Origin of the sequence: Pseudomonas sp. PA-4-8C (assembly GCF_021606625.1) — a bacterium.
Lineage (GTDB): Bacteria > Pseudomonadota > Gammaproteobacteria > Pseudomonadales > Pseudomonadaceae > Aquipseudomonas > Aquipseudomonas lactis.
The window spans coordinates 1-5,066 of the sequence record NZ_WKCD01000348.1; the positions used below are offsets into that span (position 1 = coordinate 1).

The 5,066-nt window shown below is 57.9% G+C and carries 3 protein-coding genes, 2 tRNA genes and 1 pseudogene; all 6 read left to right on the plus strand.

The window, feature by feature from the left end; genetic code table 11:
* A pseudogene (locus tag GIW04_RS27685) lies at positions 1-245 on the plus strand (low-specificity L-threonine aldolase); the annotation flags it as partial.
* Positions 246-391: 146 nt separating this feature from the next.
* Complete coding sequence (gene alaS, locus GIW04_RS27690) at positions 392-3,010, plus strand: alanine--tRNA ligase (protein WP_003193596.1); 2,619 nt, start codon at positions 392-394, stop codon at positions 3,008-3,010.
* A 94-nt stretch (positions 3,011-3,104) separates the two neighbouring features.
* The gene (locus tag GIW04_RS27695) at positions 3,105-4,346 is read left to right on the plus strand and encodes an aspartate kinase (RefSeq protein WP_003193595.1); all 1,242 of its coding nucleotides are present in this window, start codon (positions 3,105-3,107) and stop codon (positions 4,344-4,346) included.
* Positions 4,347-4,521: 175 nt separating this feature from the next.
* Positions 4,522-4,710 (plus strand): carbon storage regulator CsrA, encoded by a 189-nt coding sequence (gene csrA / locus GIW04_RS27700; RefSeq protein ID WP_003175645.1) that lies wholly within the window; start codon positions 4,522-4,524, stop codon positions 4,708-4,710.
* Positions 4,711-4,772: 62 nt separating this feature from the next.
* Positions 4,773-4,863: transfer RNA gene (locus GIW04_RS27705), tRNA-Ser, on the plus strand.
* 108 nt (positions 4,864-4,971) lie between these two features.
* Positions 4,972-5,048, plus strand: a tRNA-Arg gene (locus tag GIW04_RS27710).
* The last annotated feature ends 18 nt before the right edge of the window (positions 5,049-5,066 follow it).

The following is a 5,066-nucleotide window of genomic DNA, read 5'->3' on the forward strand; positions in this document are numbered from 1 at the left end:
ACCATGCCAACGCCCAATGGCTGGGTGATGAGTTACGCAAGGCCGGCTACAGCGTCGAGCCGGTGCAGACCAATATGGTGTATGTGCAGGTAGGCGATCAGGCGCAGGCGCTGAAGGCCTTTGCGGCCGAGCGTGGGGTCAAGTTGAGCGCCGCGCCGCGCTTGCGCATGGTCACCCATCTGGATGTGAGCCGGGCGCAGATCGAGCAAGTGCTGCAGACATTCGTCGCGTTTTCGCAGAAATGACAGTGCAGGCCGTCTAATTGACTGTTTCTATCACATAAACACGCTGTACCACCGGCAAAGGGCCGATATAATGCGGCCCTTTGCCGTCGCTCCGTCTGATGATGTTGCGCACTGGCCTTTGGCCGCAGCCTCCGTGGAAGAACCTAATGAAAAGCGCAGAAATCCGTGAAGCCTTCCTTCGCTTCTTCGAAGAGCAAGGTCACACCCGTGTAGCCTCCAGCTCCTTGATCCCAGGCAATGACCCAACCCTGCTGTTCACTAACGCGGGGATGAACCAGTTCAAGGACTGCTTCCTGGGCCAGGAAAAGCGCGCCTACACCCGCGCCACCAGCAGCCAGAAGTGCGTACGCGCCGGCGGCAAGAACAGCGACCTGGAAAACGTCGGCTACACCGCCCGTCACCACACCTTTTTCGAGATGCTGGGTAACTTCAGCTTCGGCGACTATTTCAAGAAAGACGCGATCACGTTCGCCTGGACCTTCCTCACCGGCGTGCTGAAGCTGCCCAAGGAAAAACTCTGGGTCACCGTGTACGCGACGGACGATGAAGCGTATGACATCTGGACCCAGCAAATCGGTGTACCTGCCGAACGCATGATCCGTATCGGCGACAACAAAGGTGCGCCTTACGCCTCCGATAACTTCTGGACCATGGGCGATACCGGCCCTTGCGGCCCGTGCACCGAGATTTTCTACGATCACGGCGACGATATCTGGGGTGGCCCGCCAGGCTCGCCAGAAGAAGACGGCGACCGTTACATCGAGATCTGGAACAACGTGTTCATGCAGTTCAACCGCACCGCCGATGGTGTGTTGCATCCGCTGCCGGCACCGTCGGTGGACACCGGCATGGGCCTGGAGCGGATCAGTGCGGTGATGCAGCACGTTCACTCCAACTACGAAATCGACCTGTTCACCAACCTGCTGAGCGCTTCGGCGGCGGCCATTGGCTGTGCCAATGAAGGCCAGTCTTCGCTCAAGGTCGTGTCGGACCACATCCGTTCCTGCGGTTTCCTGATCGCCGACGGCGTGCTGCCGTCCAACGAAGGCCGTGGCTACGTGCTGCGTCGCATCATCCGTCGCGCGTGCCGCCACGGTAACAAGCTGGGCGCTACCGGCAGCTTCTTCTACAAGATCGTGGCCGCACTGGTTGCCGAGATGGGCGATGCCTTCCCGGAACTCAAGCAACAGCAAAGCAACATCGAGCGTGTGCTCAAGGCTGAAGAAGAGCAATTCTCCAAGACCCTGGAGCACGGCCTGAAGATTCTGGAACAGGACCTGGCTGAGCTCAAAGGCACCGTGGTGCCGGGTGATGTGGTGTTCAAGCTGTACGACACCTATGGTTTCCCGATGGACCTGACCGCCGACATCGCCCGCGAGCGTGAGTTGACCGTCGACGAAGCCGGTTTCGAGCGTGAGATGGAAGCCCAGCGCGTGCGTGCACGTTCGGCCAGCTCCTTTGGCCTGGACTACAACACCCTGGTCAAGGTCGACGTACCGACCGAGTTCACCGGCTACAAGGCCACTGCGGGCTCGGCCAAGATCATCGCCATCTATAAAGACGGCAAGTCGGTCGACGTGTTGAGCGAAGGTGAAGAGGCGGTTGTGGTGCTGGACCAGACGCCGTTCTATGCCGAGTCGGGTGGCCAGATTGGCGATTGCGGTTTCCTGAGCTCGACATCCGGTCGTTTTGATGTGCGCGACACCACCAAGACCGGCGGGGCTTTCCTGCATCACGGTGTGCTGGTGCTGGGCAACTTGACCGTGGGTGCGCCGGTAGACACCCAGGTCGACGCTGACGTAAGGCATGCCACGGCGTTGAACCACTCGGCGACTCACTTGCTGCATGCCGCACTGCGCCAGGTACTGGGCGAGCACGTGCAGCAAAAAGGCTCGTTGGTGGACAGCCAGCGTCTGCGTTTTGACTTCAGCCACTTTGAAGCGATCAAGCCTGAGCAGATCAAGGCTCTGGAAGACATCGTCAACGCCGAGATTCGCAAGAACACCCCGGTTGAAACCGAAGAAACCGATATCGAGACCGCCAGGAACAAAGGCGCCATGGCGCTGTTTGGCGAGAAGTACGGCGACGAAGTCCGCGTACTGAGCATGGGCGGCAGTTTCTCGGTAGAGCTGTGTGGTGGCATCCACGCCAACCGCACCGGCGATATCGGCCTGCTGAAGATCATCAGCGAAGGCGGTGTGGCCTCGGGTGTGCGTCGTATCGAAGCGGTAACCGGTGCTGCGGCCCTGGCTTACCTCAATGCAGCCGAAGAACAACTCAAGGAAGCGGCCGGCCTGGTCAAGGGCAGCCGCGACAACCTGATCGACAAACTGTCCGCCGTGCTGGAGCGCAACCGTGCGCTGGAGAAACAGCTGGAGCAGTTGCAGGCCAAGGCGGCCAGCGCTGCAGGCGATGACCTGTCGGCCGCGGCGGTGGACGTCAAGGACGTAAAAGTCCTGGCGGCGCGCCTGGACGGCCAGGATGGCAAGGCGCTGTTGGCCTTGGTCGATCAATTGAAGAACAAGCTCGGCCGCGCAGTGATCCTGCTCGGCAGTGTCCATGAGGATAAGGTCGTTCTGGTTGCTGGTGTAACCAAGGACCTGACTGGCCAACTCAAAGCCGGTGATTTGATGAAACAGGCCGCTGCGACAGTAGGCGGCAAGGGCGGTGGTCGTCCGGACATGGCGCAAGGCGGTGGTGTCGATGCCGCAGCCCTGGACGCGGCGCTGGCCTTGACCGTGCCATTTGTCGAGGCAGGTATTTAAGGCACTGTTAACCGGCCCGTGGTCTAGTCACGGGCTTGTTCAGTGCGGGTGGATTGATATTAGGCGCCCCTTTACGGGCTGAGGCGGCTTGGAAATGGCTTTGATCGTACAGAAATTTGGAGGCACCTCGGTCGGTTCTGTCGAAAGAATCGAGCAGGTCGCCGACAAGGTTAAGAAGTTCCGCGATGCCGGTGATGACCTGGTAGTGGTGCTGTCGGCCATGAGTGGCGAGACCAATCGCCTGATCGATCTGGCCAAGGCCATCAGTGGTGATCAACAGCCGCTGCCGCGTGAGCTGGATGTGATCGTCTCCACGGGCGAGCAGGTGACCATTGCGCTGTTGGCCATGGCGCTGAACAAGCGTGGCGTGCCAGCGGTGTCCTACACTGGTAGCCAGGTGCGCATCCTTACAGACAGCGCACATACCAAGGCGCGGATCCTGCAAATTGATGATCAGAAAATTCGTACTGATCTGAAAGCAGGGCGCGTGGTAGTTGTAGCGGGTTTCCAGGGCGTGGATGAACACGGCAACATCACCACGCTCGGTCGTGGCGGTTCGGACACCACCGGTGTGGCCCTGGCGGCAGCGCTCAAGGCTGACGAATGCCAGATCTATACCGATGTGGATGGCGTCTACACCACTGATCCACGCGTGGTGCCAGTGGCCCAGCGCCTGGACAAGATCACCTTTGAAGAAATGCTGGAAATGGCCAGCCTTGGTTCCAAGGTGTTGCAGATTCGCGCGGTGGAGTTCGCCGGCAAGTACAACGTTCCGCTGCGCGTATTGCACAGCTTCAAGGAGGGTCCGGGCACCCTCATTACTATTGATGAAGAGGAATCCATGGAACAGCCGATCATTTCCGGCATCGCTTTCAATCGCGATGAAGCCAAGCTGACGATCCGTGGCGTGCCAGACACCCCGGGCGTGGCTTTCAAGATTCTGGGCCCTGTCAGCGATGCGAATGTTGAAGTCGACATGATCGTGCAGAACGTTTCGCACGATAACACCACCGATTTCACCTTCACTGTGCACCGCAACGAATACGATGCGGCATTGAAAATCCTGCAGAACACGGCGAGCGAGATTGGCGCCCGTGAAGTGGTCGGCGATACCAAGATTGCCAAGGTGTCGATTGTAGGGGTGGGCATGCGTTCCCATGCTGGGGTTGCCAGCCGTATGTTCGGGGCCCTTGCCAAGGAGGGTATCAACATCCAGATGATTTCCACCTCGGAAATCAAAGTCTCGGTAGTGCTCGAAGAGAAGTACCTGGAACTGGCTGTGCGCGCGCTGCACACAGCTTTTGAGCTGGATGCTCCGGCCCGACAGGGCGAGTAATGCGTTGCCAGGAAGGCGCGGTTTACCGCGCCTTTCATTTTTTTGTGGGGTACATGGTCTTTTGCATGGGCTCGACAATACTTAGCGAGTAGGGCTACGACCTTTTGGTTGTAGGTTGAATGCTTTTTTTTTTGCAGACTGTTGTTCCTGAACTGAAATGCGTGAGGTGAAAGGTATGCTGATTCTGACTCGTCGTTGCGCAGAAAGCCTGATTATCGGTGATGGCGAAATCACCGTGACCGTGCTCGGCGTCAAAGGCAATCAAGTACGTATTGGGGTTAATGCTCCGAAAGAGGTGGCGGTCCACCGCGAGGAAATCTACCTGCGGATCAAGAAAGAGAAGGACGAAGAACCAAGCCTTTAATTTTTATCGTTTTTTATGTTTGCAAACGGGGAGGAACGTGGTTAATATACGCCCCGTGTTGCGGAGAGCTGGCCGAGTGGCCGAAGGCGCTCCCCTGCTAAGGGAGTACACCTCAAAAGGGTGTCGGGGGTTCGAATCCCCCGTTCTCCGCCATTATTTGCTTAGTACGTTGCAATCTGGTTTTTTCGGTAAGTTGTTGAAAATACTCGAAAAAATAGCTTTACATAGAGATTGAACGGCGTATAATGCGCGGCAACAAATGCACTCGTAGCTCAGCTGGATAGAGTACTCGGCTACGAACCGAGCGGTCACAGGTTCGAATCCTGTCGAGTGCACCATTTAAGAGTTAGTTGCAG

Excerpts from the sequence above, each read along its gene's own strand:
- GIW04_RS27695 (WP_003193595.1), top strand. The coding sequence starts at position 3,105 with ATGGCTTTGATCGTACAGAAATTTGGAGGCACCTCGGTCGGTTCTGTC.
- csrA (WP_003175645.1), top strand. The coding sequence starts at position 4,522 with ATGCTGATTCTGACTCGTCGTTGCGCAGAAAGCCTGATTATCGGTGAT.
- alaS (WP_003193596.1), top strand. The coding sequence starts at position 392 with ATGAAAAGCGCAGAAATCCGTGAAGCCTTCCTTCGCTTCTTCGAAGAG.